The organism is Actinokineospora lacus (genome assembly GCF_053813445.1).
The window spans coordinates 386,165-404,468 of the sequence record NZ_JBQERA010000001.1 but is presented as its reverse complement, the minus strand read 5'-3'; the positions used below and the strand labels follow the sequence as shown (position 1 = coordinate 404,468).

Sequence of the window (18,304 nt, the reverse complement as noted above, 5' to 3'; positions counted from 1 at the left end):
CTGCGTGCGGGAAGCCTGGTTGGGGTGTGTGTTGGCGGGCGCCGTTGGTGACGCGCTCGGCGGGCCGGTGGAGTTCCAGAGCCTGGCCGACATCCGGGGCCGGTTCCCCGACGGCGTGCGCGAGTACGCGGAGGCATACGGCGGCACCGGCCGGATCACCGACGACACCCAGATGACGCTGTTCACCCTGGAGGCCATGGTCCGCGCGCAGATGGCGCGCAGGCTGGGGCTCGCCGAGCACCCCGTGTCGGTGCTGCAACACGCCTACCAGCGCTGGTACCACACGCAGGGCACGCCGTGGCACCGCGCGGGCGGGTCGTACGCGATGGCCGAGCGGCCCGACGGCTGGCTGGTCGCCGAGCAGGATTTGCACCACCGCCGGGCCCCGGGCGCGACGGTGCTGACCGCGCTGCGCGGGTTCGCGGGCGGCATCCCCTCCGGCTCGCCGGAGAACCGGATCAACGACTCCAAGGGCTGCGGCGCGGTCATGCGCGCCGCCCCGGTCGCCCTGTGGTCGACCGACGCCGCCGAGGTCTTCGACATCGCGGCCCGCTCCGGCGCGCTGACCCACGGCCACCCCAGCGGCTACCTCAGCGCGGGCGCGCTGGCGTTCCTGGTCCGCAGGCTCGTCGACGGCGCCGCCCTGCCCGCCGCGCTGGACGAGGTGCGCGCCGAGCTGGCCGAGTGGGACGGCGCCGACGAGACCGTCGACGCCCTCGCGGGTGCGCTCGCCCTCGCCGAGAAGGGCAGGCCGGGCGCCGAGGCCCTGGAGACCCTGGGCGGGGGCTGGGTCGGCGAGGAGGCCCTGGCCATCGGCGTCTGCGCCGCGCTGAGCGCCGACGGCCTCGTCGACGGCCTGGCCATGGCCGTGACCCACTCCGGCGACAGCGACTCGACCGGCTCGATCTGCGGAAACCTCCTCGGCGCCGTCCACGGCGTCGACGCCATCCCGAGGCCCCTGCTCGACGGGGTCGAGCTGGGCGAGGTCACCACCCAGCTCGTCCTCGACGCCCTGGTCGTCTTCGGCGCCGACGACGTCGACCCCGACTGGCAGGACCGCTACCCGGCCTGGTGACCGTGCGCGTCCAGCACGTGCGCGACGGCCTCGGTGACCCGCATGGCCTGCGGGACGTGCAGCCACTCGTCGGGCACGTGGGCGTTGCTGTCGGACCCGAGCGCGCCGGTGACCACGAACTGGGCGTCCGGGTAGCGGGCGGCGAGCTGGCCCATGAACGGGATCGACCCGCCGAGGCCGACGGTGCGCCACGGGCTGGCGAACACCTCCTCCGACGCGTGGTCGAGGGCGGCCCGCAGCCAGGGCGCCAGGGGCGGGGCGTTCCAGCCGTCGGCGATGTCCACCCTGCTCAGCTCCACGGTCGCGCCGGAGGGGACGTCGGTGGTCAGGGCGGCGCGGATGGCGTCGAGGGCGGTCTTCGCGTCGGCGGTCGGCGGGAGGCGGAAGCTCAGCGACAGCGTGGTGAAGGGGCGCAGGACGTTGCCCGCCTCCACCGGCGCGGGCAGGCCGTCGGCGCCGACGACGCCGAGGGTGGCGCGCCAGCTGTTGTTGAGGAGGAGGTCGAGCTCGTTGTCGGCCATCGGCCGGGTGGCGCCGTGCAGCGGGTAGGTCTTCTTGAGCGCCTCCGGCGCGACCTCGGCGGTCGCGCGGGCCTCGGCGACCCGGTCGGGCGGGATCTCGGCGGCCAGCTCGGGCAGCCGCAGCTCGCCGGTCTCGGCGTCCTCGAGGCGGTCGAGGAGCAGCCGCAGGACGCGGAACGAGCTGGGCGCGATGCCGCCCGCCAGGCCGGAGTGCTGTCCGGAGTCGAGCACGCGCACGGTCACGTCGACCGAGACCAGCCCGCGCAGCGAGGTGGTCAGCCACAGGCGCTCGTAGTCGCTGCCGCCGGAGTCGAGGCAGACCACCAGCGCGACCTCGCCGAGCGGCTCGCCCAGGTGCTCCAGGTAGGCGGGCAGGTCGGGGCTGCCGGACTCCTCGGCGGTCTCCAGCAGGATCACGCACCGCGAGTGCGCCCCGCCCGCGGCGCGGACGGCCTCGATGGCGGCGGTCGCGGCGTAGCCCGCGTACCCGTCGTCGGCGGACCCGCGGCCGTACAGGCGGTCACCGCGCTGCACGGGCGTCCACGGCCCGAGGCCCTCCGACCAGCCGCCGACCGGGGGCTGCTTGTCGAGGTGCCCGTAGAGCAGCACGGTCCCGCCGTCGACGGTGCCGGGGACGTCGACCATGAGCACCGGCGAGCGGCCCTCGAGCGAGAGGACCTCCAGGGTCGCGCCGGGCAGGCCGCGGCCCTCGATCCAGGCGCGCAGGTGCGCGACGGCGGCGTCGAGGTGCCCGGCGGCGGCCCAGTCCGCGTCGAAGCCGGGGGAGAGGGCCGGGATGGCGATGAAGTCACGCAGGCTGGGCAGGATCGCTGCCTCCCACACCTGACGGACGCTCTGCTGAACCGCTGCGGTGTCCATGTCCTGATCCTGCCTGAGACCGTCTCAGCCGCGGTGCGCCAGGCTCGCGGGTGGGCCCGCGGCCGCGCCGTTCCCGCCCGCGGCCGCGGGCTCGTCATCACCGCAGGTGACGCACCTCACTTACGGGACCACTCAGGCGGGTGGTGGCGGCCCGAGCTGCGCCCTTCGTGGGCCGCTTTGACCCCCTATCGTCGGTAGTCCAATGGTTTTCCCAGGTCAGGGGCCTACTGTTGGTAACGAACGGGCGTCGCGGGCTCACCAGATCGGGCCTCGCCGTGCCAGGATGTGAGAACGAACCGTCAGCGTCGACGGGGCCGGGGCCGAGGACAACGGCGGCGGCGACGAGCGGCGCGGCCGTGCCTTCCCGTCACGAGCGGGGGTGCGGACCACACACCAATGAGGAGAACCACATGTCCTCTGCCGAACAGTGGACACACCCGGAGCCCCGGGAGGGCCCCGCCGCCACCGCGGCCGCACCGACAGCAGAGCAGGTGATCGCGGGTTTGCGTGCGACCAGCGAGGGCGGTCCGGAGCTGGTTCAGCTCCTCACCCCCGAGGGCGAGCGGGTCGAGAATCCGGAGTTCGACCGCTACGTCGCCGACATCACCGACGAGGACCTGCGCGGGCTCTACCGCGACATGGTGCTCGTGCGGCGCGCCGACCGCGAGTCCAACGCGCTGCAGCGCCAGGGCCAGCTGGGCATCTGGGTGCCGCTGCTCGGCCAGGAGGCCGCGCAGGTGGGCGCCGGGCGGGCGCTGCGGCCGACCGACATGGTCTTCCCCTCCTACCGCGAGCACGGCGTCGCGTGGTGCCGGGGGATCAAGCCCGAGGAGCTGCTGGGCATCTTCCGCGGCACCGACAACGGCACCTGGGACTCGGTGGCGCACCGCTTCCACCCGTACACCATCGTGATCGGCAACCAGGTCCTCAACGCCGCCGGGTACGCGATGGGCCAGCGCTTCGACGGCAAGGTGGGCGACGCCGACGGCGAGGCCACCATGTGCTTCTTCGGCGACGGCGCCACCAGCCAGGGCGACGTGCACGAGGGCTTCGTGTGGGCCGCAGTGTACGACGCGCCGCTGGTCTTCTTCTGCCAGAACAACCAGTGGGCCATCTCCGAGCCGACCGAGCGCCAGTCCCGCCTGCCGCTGTACCAGCGCGCCCGCGGCTACGGCTTCCCCGGCATCCGGGTCGACGGCAACGACGTGCTCGGCACGCTCGCGGTCTCCCGCTGGGCGCTGGACGCGTGCCGCAACGGCAACGGCCCGGTGCTGATCGAGGCGTTCACCTACCGCATGGACGCCCACACCACCACCGACGACCCGACCCGCTACCGGCTCTCCGACGAGCTCGAGGCGTGGAAGCTCAAGGACCCGATCGAGCGGGTCCGCGTGCACTTGGTCCGCCACGGCGCCGCCGACCAGGACTTCCTGGACTCCGTGCAGGCCGACGCCGACAAGATGGCCGCCGACCTGCGCGAGTACTGCTTCACCATGGAAGACCCGCCGACCAGGCAGATGTTCGACAACGTCTACGCCGAGCCCAGCCCGGCCCTGGACGCCCAGCGCGACGAGTTCCTGACCTACCTGTCCGCTTTCGGAGGTGAGCACTGATGGCCGCACCCGCGATCAGCAAGCCCCAGACCGCACCGGCCGTGCAGTCGCTGACCCTGGGCAAGGCCCTGAACCTCGGTCTGCGCGCGGCCATGGAGGCCGACCCGAAGGTCCTCATCATGGGTGAGGACGTCGGCAAGCTCGGCGGCGTCTTCCGCATCACCGACGGCCTGCAGAAGGACTTCGGCGAGCACCGCGTGATGGACACCCCGCTGGCCGAGTCCGGCATCATCGGCACCGCGGTCGGCCTGGCCGTGCGCGGCTACCGGCCGGTGTGCGAGATCCAGTTCGACGGGTTCGTCTTCCCCGGCTTCGACCAGATCGTCTCCCAGGTCGCCAAGCTGCACGCCCGCACCCAGGGCCGGGTGAAGGTGCCGATGGTCATCCGCATCCCGTTCGGCGGCGGCATCGGCGCGGTCGAGCACCACTCGGAGTCCCCGGAGTCCTACTTCGCCCACACCGCCGGGCTCAAGGTCGTGAGCTGCTCGAACGCCGTGGACGCGTACTGGATGATCCAGCAGGCGATCCGCTGCGACGACCCGGTGGTCTTCTTCGAGCCCAAGCGGTACTACCACTCCGCGGCGATGAAGGCCGAGATCGACCCGGGCGCCACCCCCGACCCGCTGTTCGCCTCGCGGGTCGTGCGGGCGGGCACGACGGCGACCCTGGTCGCCTACGGGCCCTCGGTGAAGGTCGCGATGGACGCGGCCACCGCCGCCGAGGAGGACGGGCACGCGCTGGAGGTCATCGACCTGCGCACGCTCTCCCCGATGGACCTCGCCCCGGTGTTCGACTCGGTGCGCCGCACCGGTCGGCTGGTGGTGATCAGCGAGTCGCCGTCGGAGGCCTCGATCGGCTCGGAGATCGCCGCCCGGGTCCAGCAGGAGTGCTTCCACTCCCTGGAGGCCCCGGTGCTGCGGGTGCACGGCTTCGACGTGCCGTACCCGCCCGCGAAGCTGGAGGAGCACTTCCTGCCCGACCTGGACCGGGTGCTCGACGCCGTCGACCGTTCCCTGGCCTGGTGAGCCGCTGATGCCCGAGTTCAAGAGCTTCCCCCTGCCCGACACCGCCGAGGGCCTGACCGAGGCGGAGATCCTGTCCTGGCAGGTCAAGCCGGGGGACACGGTCACGGTCAACCAGATCATCGTGGAGATCGAGACCGCCAAGGCCGCCGTCGAGCTGCCCTGCCCGTGGGCGGGCGTGGTCACCGAGCTGCACGTGAAGCCCGGCCAGACCGTCGAGGTCGGCACCCCGATCCTGACCATCGATGTCGACCCGGGCGGCGCGGCAGCCCCCACCCCAGCCGCCGCCGCTCCCGCCGAGGCGGAGGCCGAGGAGGAGATGAAGCCGCTGGTCGGCTACGGCTCCAAGACGGTCACCGCCAAGCGGCGCGCCCGCCGGGGCCCCGCCGTCCCGGCAGAGCCCGCGGCGGCGGTCGCCCAGGAGCTGCTCGGCGCGGCGTTCACGGCCTCCGGCGGCAACGGCTCGGCCCCCCAGGTCGTGCCCGCTCAGCCCGCGCCCGCCGAGCCCGTGGCGGCGGTGCCGCACACCTCCGCCGAGCCGCGGGGCGGCCACGTGCCGCTGGCCAAGCCGCCGGTCCGCAAGCTGGCCAAGGACCTCGGCATCGACCTGCGCGCGCTGACCGGCAGCGGCCCCGGCGGGGTCATCACCCGCGAGGACGTCCAGCAGGCCGCCGCGCCCGCGCCCGTCGCCGCCGCGGCCCCCCCGGGGGCCAGGGAGCGCCGGGTGCCGATCAAGGGCGTCCGCAAGATGACCGCCCAGGCGATGGTCAGCAGCGCCTTCACCGCACCGCACGTCACCGAGTTCCTGACCGTCGACGTGACCCCGATGATGGAACTGCGCGCCCGGCTGAAGTCCCACCGCGCGTTCCGCGACGTCCGCCTGACCCCGCTGGCCTTCTGCGCCCGCGCGGTGACGATGGCCGTCAGGCGCACCCCGGAGGTCAACTCGACCTGGGACGAGGCGGCGCAGGAGATCGTCTACAAGGACTACGTCCACCTGGGCATCGCCGCGGCCACCCCCCGCGGCCTGATCGTGCCCAAGGTCCGCGACGCGGAGTCGCTGTCCCTGCGGGAGCTGGCGCTCGCCCTCGACGAGCTGACCGCCACCGCCCGCGAGGGCAAGACCCCGCCGGGGGACATGGTCAACGGCACCTTCACGATCACCAACGTCGGCGTCTTCGGCGTCGACACCGGCACCCCGATCATCAACCCGGGCGAGTCGGCGATCCTGGCCTTCGGCGCGATCCGCGACATGCCGTGGGTGGTCGACGGCGACGTCAAGGTCCGCAAGGTCTGCCAGCTGGCCCTGAGCTTCGACCACCGCGTGGTCGACGGCCAGCAGGGCTCGGAGTTCCTGGCCGACGTCGGCGCGCTGCTGGCCGACCCTGGCATGGCGATGACCTTTTAGGACGGATGGGCGGGAAGGGCGGGAAGCCGGGGTGGCTTCCCGCCCTTCCTCATCCGCGGGGCAGGTCGAAGCAGCCGATCAGGGTCGCCGCGAAGGGGATGTCGCCCTTGGCCTTGACGCGGCCGGAGAGGAACAGCGCGGGCACGCTGGCCGAGCCGGTGACCACCCGGAGGAAGTCGACCGGGTCGACGGTCAGGGTGACGCGGGGGTCGGCGGTCGGCTCGTCGCCGGTGACGCAGGCGCCGCCGCGGATGCGGGTCTCGAAGCGGTCGTAGCCGTCGTCGGCGTCCCCGCCGGTGAAGCGCCAGTGCACGACCGCGCGCAGGCCGCCCGCGCGGGCGGGGTCGAGGTGGGCGGCCATCCGGTCGAACAGCTCGGTGAACACGACGTGGCGCAGGCGCGGGTGGGCCATCAGCGCCGCGACCTGCTCGCGGGAGGCGCGGTCGAGGAAGCGGACGAAGGTGCTGGTGCGCATCCCGCGCAGGTCGACGCCCGCGCCCGCCGAGCCGAGCATGTCCAGCACGGAGACCAGTTCGACGAACTGCGCGGGCGTCAGCCTGCTTGGGTCGATGAGGTCGGCGAAGTCGTCGATGCCCGTGACGCGCTGGGGGACGAGCCGGTGCCACTTCTGCCTTCGGCGACGCATTCGGCCAGACAACCAGACCCTCACCCGCTCGGCAGGGCGACAAGCCCGGCCAGGCCCGCCGGGGCGCCAGGGTGATGGCCGCCGTGAGCGGCGTGGGCAGATCCTTCCCGCGCAGCTGCCGTGGATCACCGGCCCGCCCGATAGCATCCCTGTCGGTGCTCCACTCGGCGACGTCCGCGGGGCTCATCCGATCGGGTGGCTCGACCGGTTCCCACGGCGGGAGGGTGCCGAGCACCGCGTCGGCGCCCCTCGACTCGGGCATGCCACTCCGGTCTACCTACTCACGAGTAGGCTACGGGTGGGGGCGGTGTGGACGGGCAAGTGGATTCGACTACTGGTGAATTCGGCTATGGGGAGGAGTGCGGCGTGAGCGTCGACGAGCGTCGGCCGACCAAGGTCAAGCGGCTGCCGCGGGAGGTCAGGGAGCGCCAGATACTCGACGCCGCCGTCCGGGTCTTCTCCGAGAACGGCTACCACAACGCGTCGATGGACGAGATCTCCGAGGTCGCGGGCGTCTCCAAGCCGATGATCTACGCCTACCTCGGGCACAAGGAAGACCTGTTCGCCGCCTGCATCCGCCGCGAGGCCACCCTGCTCATCGAGGCCATCGCCGCGGGCGTCGAGGCGGAGCAGCCCCCGGACATGCAGCTGTGGCACGGCCTGCGCGCGTTCTTCCGCTTCGTCGGTGAGCAGAAGCAGAGCTGGCGGGTCCTGCACCGCCAGGCCACCTCCCAGGGCGGCCCCTTCAGCGACGAGCTGCTGGCCATGCGCGACCGGGCCATCGCCCTGGTCAACGCCCTCCTGGTCCGCTCGGCGACCAGCCGGGGCATGGACGAGAGCGCCACCAAGTCCACCGAGGCGCTGGCCGCCGCCCTCGTCGGCGCGGGCGAGTCGCTGGCCGACTGGTGGCTCGACCACCCGGAGATCCCCGACAAGACCGTCGCGGGCTGGCTGATGAACCTCGTGTGGATGGGCTTCGGCGATCTGGTCGAGGGCACCGTCTGGCTGCCCACACCCCCGGCCTAGGTCGTGGTTCGGCTGTGGACAACTCAGGCCGCCAGTCCCCGTGGTCACCGGCGCGACAGGGCTCTCACGTGCTCCGAAGTTGTCCACAGCCTGTGGATGGACTTGTGCACAGCCTGTGGACGTCTCAGCCCAGACGGCGCAGCGCGGCGGCCAGGAACGCCTCGCGGCGGGCGTTCATCGTCGCCGCGTCGAGGTCCGTGCGGCCCTGGTCGTGCATGATCGGCAACCAGGTGGCCAGGTCGGCGGGCGAGCTGATCCCCGCGCGGATGTCCCAGTACGCCAGGTCGGGCGCGGGCAGGCCCCAGCCCGCCAGGACGTGCGCTGTCGCCTCGACGCCGACGGCGGTGGCCGCGTCGAAGCGCAGCGAGCCCAGGTCGAGGCCGACCGGCCCGGCGCCCGCGCAGTCCCAGTCGATGAAGCCGGTCAGGGTGTCGCCGTCCCACATCGTGTTGCCCGTCCACAGGTCGCCGTGGACGAGCACGGTGGGACCGGACGGCTCGGGGTGCTCGGCGAGCGCGGCGGCGGCGCGCTCCTGCATGGGGGAGAGCTCGGCGAACTCGTCCAGCTCGATGGGCCGGTGACGCCGCGGCAGGTCCGGGGTCGGCTCCAGTGGCATCGCGGCCAGCAGCGTCGCGGCGGAGCCCAGGGCGCGCAGCCGGGCGGGTGCGGCGGGACCGCCGAGGTGGCTGCCGCCGGGCAGGGTGGTGGTCAGGAGCAGGCCGCGCTCGGCGTCGGCCCCGAGCAGCCGCGGCGCGGGCACGCCGCGCTCAGCGCACGCCAGCAGGGCCGCGGCCTGGGTCCGCAGCTCGGCGGGCTTGCGGCCGGTGAGCAGCACGGCGGTGTCGGCGCCGAGGTCCAGCAGCCACGGCGAGCCGCCCGCCCGCAGGCTGCGCACGCCCGCCACCGGGGTCCCGGCGGTCGTCGCCGCCCAGTCCAGTTCGTCGGCTCCGGGAGTCACTGCCGAACGCTAACAAGCCGGGCCGACATATTTCGTCCACCGTCCGAACTGACCAGTGACTAACGCGCCGCTGACCTCTACTGTTTCGCCGCAACACGTCGTTGTGAGGGGAGCGTCGATGGCACCACCGGGGAAGTCCGGCCTGCGTTGGAGCCCGTGGAACCTGCTGCTGCTGGTACCGCTGCTGTGGCTGGTCACACCGATTTTCAACCGCACCGGGCCCGAGCTGATCGGGATGCCGTTCTACTACTGGTTCCAGTTCCTCGGCATCGCCGTGGGCGTCCTGTGCACCTCGATCGTCTACTTCAAGACCAAGGACAAGCCCACCACGAAGGTCCGTGGCGCGGGCCCCGATGTTGACGACCTGGACGAGGGGACGGCCCGATGAACCAGCTGCAGTGGCCGGAACTGATCATCTTCGCCCTGCTGTTCGGGGTGGTCACCGTCATGGGGTTCGTGGCGGCGAAGTGGCGCTCCGGCGGCACCCTCGAACACCTCGACGAGTGGGGCCTCGGCGGCCGCAAGTTCGGCTCGTGGATCACCTGGTTCCTCATCGGCGGCGACCTCTACACCGCCTACACCTTCGTCGCCGTGCCCGCGCTGATGTTCTCCGCGGGCGCGATGGGCTTCTTCGCCCTGCCCTACACCGTGGTCGTGTACCCGCTGGTGTTCATGCCGCTGCTGCGCATGTGGTCGGTCTCGCGCATGCACGGCTACGTCACCCCGGCGGACTTCGTGCGGGGCCGCTACGGCTCGCCGACGCTGGCGCTGCTCATCGCGATCACCGGCATCGTCGCCACCATGCCCTACATCGCGCTGCAGCTGGTGGGCCTTGAGGCGGTGCTGCGCACCCTGGGCTTCAACGGCTCCGGGATCGTCGGGCACCTTCCGCTGCTGATCGCGTTCATCATCCTGGCGGTCTACACCTACCAGTCGGGCCTGCGCGCGCCCGCCCTGATCGCGTTCGTCAAGGACATCCTGATCTACGTGGTGATCATCGTCGCGATCATCTACCTGCCGCTGAAGCTCGGCGGCTGGTCGGCGATCTTCGGCGCGGCCGAGGCGAAGTTCGAGGCGTCCCCGGCCCCGGGTGACGGCCTGCTGCTCAACGCCAACAACCAGCTCCAGTACGCCACGCTCGCGCTGGGCTCGGCGCTGGCGCTGTTCCTGTACCCGCACTCGCTGACCGGTGTGCTCGCCTCGCGCGGGCGCAAGGTGATCAAGCGGAACATGTCGGCGCTGCCCGCCTACTCGCTGATCCTGGGCCTGCTGGCGCTGCTGGGCTACATGGCGATCGCCGCGGGGACCAAGCCACTGGTCAACCAGGCCACCGGCCGCCCGGACACCAACACCATCGTGCCGAACCTGTTCGACCAGATGTTCCCGTCGTGGTTCGCGGGCGTCGCCTTCGCCGCCATCGGCATCGGCGCCTTGGTGCCCGCGGCGATCATGTCGATCGCGGCGGCGAACCTGTGGACCCGCAACATCTACAAGGAGTACGTCAACAAGGGGGCCACGCCGGGCCAAGAGGCCAAGCAGGCCAAGCTCGCCTCGCTGGTGGTGAAGTTCGGCGCGGTCGCGTTCATCCTGTTCATCGACCCGCAGTTCTCCATCGACCTGCAGCTCATCGGCGGGGTGATGATCCTGCAGACGCTGCCAGCGGTGGCCATCGCGCTCTACACGCGCTGGTTCCACCTGCGCGGGCTCATCGCGGGCTGGGCGGTCGGCATGGCGTGGGGCATGTGGCTGCTCTACAACATCCCCAGCGCCGACAAGTCCCGCGCGCACTTCGGCGGGTCGGCCCTGGTGCTGGACAAGCTCAGCGTCTTCGGCTGGCACCCGTTCAGCGGCTCGACGATGACGATCTACGTCGGCTTCATCGCGCTGCTGGCCAACCTGGTGGCCGCGGTGCTGGTCACGCTGCTCGCGCGGCGGATGAAGTGGCCCAACGGGCTGGACAAGACCAGCCCGGACGACTACCACGCCGACGAGGGCGACCCGAAGCTGCGCGCGGTCGGGGCGCACTAGTCAAGCGGTGAGGACAGGGCCGGGGCGGCTGCCGCCCCGGCCCTATTTTCGTCCGAGGACGTAGAAGACGGCGATGACGAGCGCGCCGTGCAGGGCCGGGAACACCCCGGCGAACACGGCGATCACGCCGACGATCACGAGCGCGCCGAACAGGATGAGCAGCGCCACCCACAGCCTGGTCGCCAGTCCGCCGACGGCTCGCTCGGCGAACAGGAGCACGCGCTCGCGCCAGGAGCGGCGCGGGAGGCTGGGTGGCCGCCACGACATGGCGATCGGCGGCTGGTCGGGGGAGACGGTGAGGTGCACGGTGCGCCGGAGACCTGCCTCGGTCTCCGATCCGGTCACGGCCACGGGGTCTGACTCCTTTGGCTGGCGCTGACAGTGCCCAGTGTGCTCCAGCCGTCGATCATGACTTGCGGCTACCCGCCAGTAGACGATGAACGGAGTGTGTTCGTCGCCGAGCGGCCAACTGTGGTGTGTATCACTCGATCGAGTGAGAGGCGTACAAACGGTTACCACGATTGGCCGAGAGCGAAGGGCCGTCCGGCGGCCGGGGCGCAGTGGGATTTGACCACCACTGCGGTGGATGAGCCAATCGCGCCACTCATCGAACCGAATGGCCGGGGCACGGCGTGACTGCCCGTGACGGCCTGGAAACAATAGAAACCCCGTAGTGCTGCCAGGTCGGGGGTCCGCCAGCACTACGGGGTCAACCGGAACATCGTGAGGCGCTCCGGCGGTGTTACACGGACGTGGGAATGTGCCCTGCATCACAGTCCCACGCCGCGACTAGGGGCTCAGCGCCAGTTCACCTGCTGGTTCTGGGCGAGCGTGATGAGCTCGTGGCGCATCGACGGCGTGGCGGCCTGCTCGATGGCCCGGGTGACCGCCCTGCGAGTACGGGCCTCGGCGCGGCGGGCACGGATCTTCGCGGTGACGTTCATGGGTGTTTCGCTTCCCCTCGGTGCTGCTCGTTGTTCGCTGTGCCTCTAGTATGTCCGACCCACCGGAGAAATGCACGCGATTCATCGGTGAAGTGGCGCACAGGCCGGCGAATCGTCGGTTAACGATAGAAGTTGCTGACGATCGTCCGGAACTGCCGAAGTATCCGGGCATCTGGTGAAGACCGTGAGCGGCCTGGTCCGTCACACCGAGGACGAGAAGGGCGCGCAGATGACCACGGCTCTCCGGCCGCGAGGCCGGAGAGCCGTGGGAGGACCGGGATCAGCGTTCGAGGATGGCGGTGACGCCCTGGCCGCCCGCGGCGCAGATGGAGATCAGGCCGCGGCCGGAGCCCTTCTCGGCCAGCAGCTTGGCCAGGGTGGCCACGATGCGCCCGCCGGTGGCGGCGAAGGGGTGGCCCGCGGCCAGCGAGGACCCGTTGACGTTGAGCTTGGCGCGGTCGATCGAGCCGAGGGGCTCGGCGAGACCGAGCCTCTCCGTGGCGAAGGTGTCGTCCTCCCAGGCGGCCAGGGTGGCCAGGACCTGGGAGGCGAACGCCTCGTGGATCTCGTAGAAGTCGAAGTCCCGCAGGGTCAGCCCGGCCCTGGCCAGCATCCGGGGCACGGCGTAGGCCGGGGCCATGAGCAGGCCCTCGCCGCCCTGGACGTAGTCGACGGCGGCGGTCTCGGTGAAGGTCAGGTACGCCAGCACCGGTAGGCTGCGCTCCGTGGCCCACTCCTCGGTGGCCAGCAGCACCGCGGAGGCGCCGTCGCTGAGCGGCGTGGAGTTGCCCGCGGTCATGGTGCCCGACGGACCGCCGAAGGTGGGCTTGAGCGTGGCCAGCTTCTCCGCGGAGGACTCCGGGCGCAGGTTCTGGTCGCGACGCAGGCCCTGGAAGGGGGTCACCAGGTCGTCGAAGAAGCCGCGGTCGTAGGCGGCGGCGAGGCGCTGGTGGCTGGCGGCGGCCAGCTCGTCCTGGGCCTCGCGGCTGACGCCCCACTCCGTGGCGGTCAGGGCGGCGTGCTCGCCCATGGACAGCCCGGTGCGGGGCTCGGCGTTGCGCGGGATGTCCGGCACCAGGTGGCCCGGGCGGATGCGCGCGAGCAGCGCCAGGCGCTGCCCGACGGTCTTGGCGTTGTTCAGCGAGATCAGGATGCGCCGCAACTTGTCGTTGACCTGCAGCGGCGCGTCGCTGGTGGTGTCCACGCCCCCGGCGACGGCCGAGTCGATCTGGCCGAGGGCGATCTTGTTGGCGACCTGGGTGATCGCCTGCAGGCCGGTGCCGCACGCCTGCTGGACGTCGTGGGCGGGGGTGTCCGCGGAGAGCCTGCTGCCCAGCACGCACTCCCTGGCCAGGTTGAAGTCCCGGCTGTGCTTGAGGACGGCGCCCGCGACGACCTCGCCGAGGCGCTGGTCCCGCAGGCCGAAGCGGGCGACGAGGCCGTCGAGGGCCGCGGTGAGCATGTCCTGGTTCGACGCCTGGGCGTAGGGGCCGTTGGACCGCGCGAAGGGGATGCGGTTCCCGCCGAGGATCGCCACCCGGCGCACGGGACTCGGGGCCATTCCAACCTCCTGAACACGGTCTGCTCCTGCGGTACCATCCTAACCTACTCATAAGTAGGATTACCGGCGAGTAGGAAGGCGTTCTCCATGACGGACCGCTACCAGCAGTTCAGCACGACCGGCCTCGGGCGGGCACTGGTGAAGCGCCTCGGACTGCCGAACCCGACGCCGCTGCGCCGCCACCGGCCCGGCGAGCCGCCGCTGCCCGGCCCGGCGCTGCTCGGCGGCGCCCCGGGCGGCCGACTGCTGGAACCGGTCGGCGCGGTGCTGAAGTCCGCGGGCGTCGACGTGCTCGCAGACCCGCCCCCACTGCCCGCGGGCGAGGAGACCGGCCCGAGGTACGGCGCGCTCGTCTTCGACGCCACCGGCGTCACCACACCCGAGGGCCTGCGGGCGCTGTATGACTTCTTCCACCCGGTGATCCGCTCGGTGGCCGCGTGCGGGCGCGTGCTCGTGCTGGGCACGCCGCCCGAGCGCGCGGGCGACCCGCGGGAGGCCATCGCCCAGCGCGCGCTGGAGGGCTTCGTCCGCTCGGTCGGCAAAGAGCTCAAGCGCGGCGCCACGGCACAGCTGGTCTACGTCGAACCCGGCGCCGAGGATCAGGCGGAGTCGACGCTGCGGTTCCTGCTCAGCGCCAAGTCCGCCTACGTCGACGCCCAGGTCGTGCGCGTCGGCGCGCACGGCGGCGACGCGCCGGACCCGCGCGACTGGGCCGCCCCGCTGGCGGGCACGACCGCCCTGGTCACCGGCGCCTCGCGCGGCATCGGCGCGGCCATCGCCGAGGTGCTCGCCCGCGACGGGGCCACGGTCGTCGTGCTGGACGTCCCGGCCCAGGGCGCCGACCTGGCCGAGGTCGCGAACCGGGTCGGCGGGACCACACTGCAGCTCGACATCACCGCCGCCGACGCCCCGGCCAGGCTCGTCGAGTTCCTCAGGCAGCGCCACGGCGGCGTCGACGTCGTCGTCCACAACGCCGGGATCACCCGCGACAAGACGCTGGCGAAGATGACCGACGGCGCCTGGGACTCGGTGATCGCGGTCAACCTGGCCAGCCAGCTGCGGATCAACGACGCGCTCCTGGACTCCGGGGTGCTCGGCCGCGGCGGGCGCGTCATCGGGGTGTCCTCGATCGCCGGTGTCGCGGGCAACCTGGGCCAGACGAACTACGCGGCCAGCAAGGCGGGGGTGATCGGCATGGTCGACGCCTACGCGCCGCTGTACGCGGAGAAGGGCGTGACCGTCAACGCGGTGGCGCCGGGGTTCATCGAGACGCGGATGACCGCCGCGGTGCCGCTGGTCATCCGGGAGGCCGGGCGGCGGATGAACAGCATGTCCCAGGGCGGGCTGCCGGTCGACGTCGCCGAGACGGTCTCGTGGTTCGCCGCGCCCGCCTCCGGCGCGGTCAGCGGCAACGTGGTCCGGGTGTGCGGCCAGAGCCTGCTGGGGGCGTGATGGCGGTGGTGGACCTCCAGGAGTCCCCGCGCCTCGGGCTGCTGTTCCCGAAGGCCGTCGTCGCCGGGCTCGCCAAGAAGGGCGGCCACGAGCTGCCCGACCGCTCCTACCAGCGCCGCGGCGTCCGGGTCGACCCCGCGCACCTGGCCGCCTACGACTCGGTGTGCGGGTTCCGGCTGACCGACGAGCTGCCGATCACCTACCCGCACGTCCTCACCTTCCCCATGCAGGTGCGGCTGATGACGGACGCGGACTTCCCGTTCCCGCTCGTCGGATCGGTGCACGTGGCCAATCGCATCACCCAGACCCGCGCACTTCGGGTGGACGAGGAGTTCGACCTGCGCGTGCACGTGGAGAACCTGCGCCCGCACGCCAAGGGCAGGCAGTTCGACATGGTCAGCCAGGCGTTCGTCGGCGGCGAGCCGCTCTGGCACGACGTGAGCACCTACCTGCGCCGCGGCGGGACCGGGTCGGAGCCGGACGCCGGGAAGCCCGAGAAGTCCGGGCGATCTGAGAAATCCGGGCAGCCCGAGAAATCCGGGCGGGAGAGATCCGGGCAGTCAGGACGACCCGAGCCGAGCGCGGTGTGGACGGTGCCCGAGGACATCGGCCGCCGCTACGGCCGGGTCTCCGGCGACCGCAACCCGATCCACCTGCACCCGCTGACCGCCAGGCTGTTCGGGTTCCCGCGCGCCATCGCCCACGGCATGTGGACGAAAGCCCGCTGCCTGGCCGCGTTCGAGGGCAGGCTCCCCGAGGCGTGCACAGTGGACGTCCGGTTCAGACTCCCGGTCCTGCTGCCCGCCAGGGTCGGGTTCGCCTCCACGCCCCGGCCCGGCGGCTTCGGCTTCCACCTCGCCGACGCCCGCACCGGAAAGCCACACCTGGAAGGCACGATCACCGAGGCGTGAACGGGAAAGGCCACCGCGAGCGCGGTGGCCTTTCCCGTTGTGCTCGAAGAACTGTTGTGTTCAAAGAACTGGTGTGCCGAAACTGGTGTGCTCGAAGGACTACTGTGTGATCGAAGGGCTACTGGGCCAGACGCTGCTTCAGCGCCGCCAGCTCGTCACGCAGCGACGTCGGCAGCTTGTCGCCGATCTTGTCGAACCACTCCTCGATCAGCGGCAGCTCGGCGCGCCACTCCTCGACGTCCACCGCGAGCGCGGCGTCGATGTCGGCGGGGTCGGCGTCCAGGCCGGACAGGTCCAGCTCGGCGGCCGTCGGCACCCAGCCGACCGGGCTCTCGTGCGCGGCCGCCTTGCCCTCGATGCGCTCGATGGCCCACTTGAGCACCCGGGAGTTCTCGCCGAAGCCCGGCCACAGGAACCGGCCGTCCTCGCCGCGGCGGAACCAGTTGACGTAGAAGATCTTGGGCAGCTTGTCGGCGTCGGCGCGCTTGCCGGTCTCGATCCAGTGCCGGAAGTAGTCACCGGCGTGGTAGCCGATGAAGGGCAGCATCGCCATCGGGTCGCGGCGGACCTCGCCGAGGTTGCCGGTGGCCGCGGCGGTCTTCTCCGAGGACAGCGTGGCGCCGAGGAAGGTGCCGTGCTGCCAGTCGAAGGACTCGCTGACCAGCGGGATCGTCGTGGCGCGCCGGCCGCCGAAGAAGATCGCCGAGATCGGCACGCCCTTCGGGTCGTCCCACTCGGGGGCCAGCACCGGGCACTGCGCCATCGGCGTGCAGTAGCGGGAGTTGGCGTGCGAGCTGAGCTCGTCGGACTCCGGCGACCAGTCCTGGCCCTTCCACGACGTGGCGTGGGCGGGCGGGTTCTCCATGCCCTCCCACCAGATGTCGCCGTCGTCGGTCAGCGCCACGTTGGTGAACAGCGAGTTGCCCTTGTCGATGGTGCGCATCGCGTTCGGGTTGGTCTTCCAGTTGGTGCCCGGCGCGACGCCGAAGAAGCCGAACTCGGGGTTGACCGCGTAGAGGCGGCCGTCCTCGCCGAAGCGCATCCAGGCGATGTCGTCGCCCAGGGTCTCGACCCGCCACCCGGGGATGGTCGGCTCCAGCATCGCCAGGTTCGTCTTGCCGCAAGCGCTGGGGAAGGCCGCGGCGACGTAGTAGACCTTGTTCTCGGGGGAGACCAGCTTGAGGATCAGCATGTGCTCGGCCAGCCAGCCCTCGTCGCGGCCGATCACCGAGGCGATGCGCAGCGAGTAGCACTTCTTGCCCAGCAGGGCGTTGCCGCCGTAGCCGGAGCCGTAGCTCCAGATCAGCCGCTCCTCGGGGAAGTGCACGATGTACTTCGTGTCGCTGCACGGCCACGGCTCGTCGTCCTGGCCGGGGGCCAGCGGCGCGCCGAGGGAGTGCAGCGCGGGGACGAAGTCGCGCTCGGTGCCGTCGGCGTCGGTGAACCGCGCCAACGCCTTCGCACCCATCCGGGTCATGATCCTCATGGAGACCACGACGTATTCCGAATCGGTGATCTCCACCCCGAGCATCGGCTTCTCGGCCTCGAGCGGGCCCATGCAGAACGGGATCACGTACATCGTGCGACCGCGCATCGAGCCGCGGTACAGCTCGGTCATGATCGATTTCATCTCGTCCGGGGCCATCCAGTTGTTGGTGGGCCCGGAATCGGCCTCGTCGGCCGAGCAGATGAAGGTGCGCTCCTCGACGCGCGCGACGTCGTTGGGGTCGGACGCCGCGTGGAAGGAGTTCGGTTTCTTCGCCAGGCGGGTGAAGGTGCCCGCCTCGACCAGCCTGTCGGTCAGGCGGGTCCACTCCTCCTCGGAGCCGTCGACCCACACAACCTGCTCGGGCGCGGTGAGCTCGGCAACTTCCCGCACCCACGCCACGAGCCTCGTGTGCGTGGTCGGTGCCTGGTCAAGACCTGGGATGGTCACTGCCGTCATCTCGCCTCGTCTCCTGACTGAACGCCGAAACGCCGATCAGGACGTCGTCGCACCCGGACCGGGGACGTCGGCGTCCTCATCGAACGGCTGAACACCCGCCCTGGTGAGAGCGGGTAGTCGCCGGAAGGAATGAACTGAGGCTAGCGAAGTGACCGGCAGGTGGCCGGACACTGTCCTGTCGGTTCTCTCACAGGAACGATAAGGTGATCGATTCAGTACCCGATTGCGATGCGAAACACCTGTCCGTTTTGCGGCGCTCCGCGATTGAACCGTGATTCCGCCCACGTGATCGCGGTTACCAAAGAAAGAATCCCG

16 protein-coding genes are annotated in these 18,304 nt (G+C 71.5%); 9 read left to right on the top strand and 7 right to left on the bottom strand.

Annotated features, from left to right (window positions below; translation table 11 throughout):
• Positions 1-4 precede the first annotated feature (4 nt).
• Complete coding sequence (locus tag ACTG9Q_RS02000; RefSeq protein WP_455570815.1) at positions 5-1,075, top strand: ADP-ribosylglycohydrolase family protein; 1,071 nt, start codon at positions 5-7, stop codon at positions 1,073-1,075.
• Here the strand turns inward: ACTG9Q_RS02000 and ACTG9Q_RS01995 are convergent.
• The gene (locus ACTG9Q_RS01995) at positions 1,060-2,475 is read right to left on the bottom strand and encodes a M20/M25/M40 family metallo-hydrolase (protein ID WP_455570814.1); all 1,416 of its coding nucleotides are present in this window, start codon (positions 2,473-2,475) and stop codon (positions 1,060-1,062) included. The two genes, ACTG9Q_RS02000 and ACTG9Q_RS01995, sit on opposite strands and share 16 nt — an antisense overlap.
• A gap of 410 nt (positions 2,476-2,885) precedes the next feature.
• Here ACTG9Q_RS01995 and pdhA point away from each other — a divergent pair, with 410 nt between their 5' ends.
• The 3 genes from pdhA to ACTG9Q_RS01980 are packed head-to-tail and all read left to right on the top strand — an operon-like array spanning position 2,886 to position 6,518.
• On the top strand, positions 2,886-4,088 hold the full coding sequence (pdhA, locus tag ACTG9Q_RS01990) for a pyruvate dehydrogenase (acetyl-transferring) E1 component subunit alpha (protein ID WP_455570813.1): 1,203 nt from the start codon (positions 2,886-2,888) through the stop codon (positions 4,086-4,088).
• Complete coding sequence (locus ACTG9Q_RS01985; protein WP_455570812.1) at positions 4,088-5,113, top strand: alpha-ketoacid dehydrogenase subunit beta; 1,026 nt, start codon at positions 4,088-4,090, stop codon at positions 5,111-5,113. The genes pdhA and ACTG9Q_RS01985 overlap by 1 nt, the downstream gene beginning before the upstream one ends.
• A 7-nt stretch (positions 5,114-5,120) precedes the next feature.
• Positions 5,121-6,518: a dihydrolipoamide acetyltransferase family protein gene (locus ACTG9Q_RS01980; RefSeq protein ID WP_455570811.1), complete on the top strand. Its 1,398-nt coding sequence runs from the start codon at positions 5,121-5,123 to the stop codon at positions 6,516-6,518.
• Between the two features lie 49 nt (positions 6,519-6,567).
• On the opposite strand, the gene ACTG9Q_RS01975 is transcribed toward ACTG9Q_RS01980, so the two are convergent.
• A complete protein-coding gene (locus ACTG9Q_RS01975; RefSeq protein WP_455570810.1) occupies positions 6,568-7,164 on the bottom strand; it encodes an SCP2 sterol-binding domain-containing protein in 597 nt (198 codons plus the stop codon).
• Positions 7,165-7,530: 366 nt separating this feature from the next.
• Here ACTG9Q_RS01975 and ACTG9Q_RS01970 point away from each other — a divergent pair, with 366 nt between their 5' ends.
• Positions 7,531-8,190, top strand: coding sequence for a TetR/AcrR family transcriptional regulator (locus ACTG9Q_RS01970; protein WP_455570809.1), 660 nt, complete (start codon positions 7,531-7,533; stop codon positions 8,188-8,190).
• Between the two features lie 124 nt (positions 8,191-8,314).
• Here ACTG9Q_RS01970 and ACTG9Q_RS01965 read toward each other — a convergent pair whose 3' ends face one another.
• Positions 8,315-9,148 carry an aminoglycoside phosphotransferase family protein gene (locus ACTG9Q_RS01965; protein ID WP_455570808.1) on the bottom strand — a complete coding sequence of 278 codons (834 nt, stop codon included), beginning with the start codon at positions 9,146-9,148 and terminating at the stop codon, positions 8,315-8,317.
• 118 nt (positions 9,149-9,266) lie between these two features.
• Here ACTG9Q_RS01965 and ACTG9Q_RS01960 point away from each other — a divergent pair, with 118 nt between their 5' ends.
• A complete protein-coding gene (locus ACTG9Q_RS01960) occupies positions 9,267-9,536 on the top strand; it encodes a DUF3311 domain-containing protein (protein WP_455570807.1) in 270 nt (89 codons plus the stop codon).
• Positions 9,533-11,176 (top strand): monocarboxylate uptake permease MctP, encoded by a 1,644-nt coding sequence (mctP, locus tag ACTG9Q_RS01955; protein ID WP_455570806.1) that lies wholly within the window; start codon positions 9,533-9,535, stop codon positions 11,174-11,176. Before ACTG9Q_RS01960 ends, mctP begins: the two co-directional genes overlap by 4 nt.
• A 42-nt stretch (positions 11,177-11,218) precedes the next feature.
• Here mctP and ACTG9Q_RS01950 read toward each other — a convergent pair whose 3' ends face one another.
• From ACTG9Q_RS01950 to ACTG9Q_RS01940, 3 genes are all read right to left on the bottom strand, one after another.
• Positions 11,219-11,527, bottom strand: a complete 309-nt coding sequence (locus tag ACTG9Q_RS01950) for a hypothetical protein (protein WP_455570805.1) — start codon at positions 11,525-11,527, stop codon at positions 11,219-11,221.
• A gap of 446 nt (positions 11,528-11,973) precedes the next feature.
• Positions 11,974-12,120, bottom strand: coding sequence for a hypothetical protein (locus ACTG9Q_RS01945; RefSeq protein ID WP_455570804.1), 147 nt, complete (start codon positions 12,118-12,120; stop codon positions 11,974-11,976).
• A gap of 280 nt (positions 12,121-12,400) precedes the next feature.
• Entirely contained in the window at positions 12,401-13,681 is a 1,281-nt protein-coding gene (locus ACTG9Q_RS01940; protein ID WP_455570803.1) for an acetyl-CoA C-acetyltransferase, read from the bottom strand.
• Between the two features lie 87 nt (positions 13,682-13,768).
• Between ACTG9Q_RS01940 and ACTG9Q_RS01935 the strand changes: the two genes are divergently transcribed.
• A complete protein-coding gene (locus ACTG9Q_RS01935) occupies positions 13,769-15,133 on the top strand; it encodes a 3-oxoacyl-ACP reductase (protein ID WP_455570802.1) in 1,365 nt (454 codons plus the stop codon).
• Positions 15,133-16,044: a MaoC/PaaZ C-terminal domain-containing protein gene (locus tag ACTG9Q_RS01930; protein WP_455570801.1), complete on the top strand. Its 912-nt coding sequence runs from the start codon at positions 15,133-15,135 to the stop codon at positions 16,042-16,044. Before ACTG9Q_RS01935 ends, ACTG9Q_RS01930 begins: the two co-directional genes overlap by 1 nt.
• Before the next feature lie 118 nt (positions 16,045-16,162).
• Here ACTG9Q_RS01930 and ACTG9Q_RS01925 read toward each other — a convergent pair whose 3' ends face one another.
• Positions 16,163-17,989 carry a phosphoenolpyruvate carboxykinase (GTP) gene (locus tag ACTG9Q_RS01925; RefSeq protein ID WP_455570800.1) on the bottom strand — a complete coding sequence of 609 codons (1,827 nt, stop codon included), beginning with the start codon at positions 17,987-17,989 and terminating at the stop codon, positions 16,163-16,165.
• Positions 17,990-18,304: the final 315 nt, after the last annotated feature.